Raw genomic sequence first — 1135 nt, forward strand, 5'->3', positions numbered from 1 at the left:
GGGGGAGACAACAGTAAGCCCCGGCTACACGATAGGGTTTCTTGAACAGGAGCCGTACCTTGAACCGGGGAAGACCGTTAAAGAAATCGTGGCGGAGGGGGCGAAAGAGCTAGTCGCCCTTCTCGCGGAATTTGACAAGGTAAGCGAGGCGTTCGGGGATCCTGACGCCGATTACGATAAGTTGGGGGCGAAGCAGGCGGAACTGCAGGAAAAAATCGAGGCCGCCGACGGCTGGAATTTGGAAAGCCGTCGTGAACGTGCGATGGAAGCGCTCCGATGCCCCGCAGGAAGCGAAGTTGTAGACCACCTTTCCGGCGGGGAAAGACGGCGGGTCGCCCGCGGCCGCCTGCTGCTGCAAAAGCCGGACATTCTTCTGCTTGACGAGCCTACCAACCACCTGGACGCGGAAACGGTGGCATGGCTCGAGCGGCACTTGCGCGATTACGCGGGGACGGTCATCGCCGTCACGCACGACCGCTACTTTTTGGACAATGTCGCCGGCTGGATACTGGAACTTGACCGCGGCGAGGGAATCCCCTGGAAAGGCAACTATTCCGGCTGGCTTGAACAGAAAGAAAAGCGCATGGAACAGGAAGAAAAAGGGGAAAGCGACAGGCGGAAAACACTCCAGCGCGAGCTTGAATGGATACGCATGAGCCCGAAAGGACGGCACGCGAAAAGCAAGGCGCGCATCACCCAATATGAAAAACTTTATCAGGACGACGAAAGGGAGCGTTCAAAAGGCGCGGCCCAAAGTAACAGGATCATAATTCCTGCCGGCCCGCACCTCGGCAAATTGGTTATCGAAGCCGAGGGGGTGTCAAAATCTTTCGGGGAAAAACTGTTATTCGACAACATGAGCTTTAACGTGCCGCCCGGCGCGTGCGTAGGCATTATCGGGCCTAACGGCGCGGGAAAGACGACCTTGTTCAAGATGATAACGGGCAGCGAAAAGCCGGACGCGGGAGTCCTGCGTTTGGGGGAAACCGTAAAACTCGGCTACGCCGACCAGATGCGCGCCTCACTCGACGGCGAAAAAACCGTTTGGGAACAGCTTTCCGACGGGCTTGACCTTATCAAACTCGGTTCGGGGCAGACCGCGAGGGAGGTAAACTCCCGCGCCTACTGCGCCTGG

1 protein-coding gene is annotated in these 1135 nt (G+C 58.1%); it reads left to right on the forward strand.

Annotated features, from left to right (window positions below):
* The coding region (locus tag ACYVTD_RS13555) for an ATP-binding cassette domain-containing protein (protein ID WP_461248265.1) at positions 1 to 1135 on the forward strand (1135 nt) is incomplete at both ends.

It is taken from the genome of Treponema sp. R6D11 (assembly GCF_054786075.1).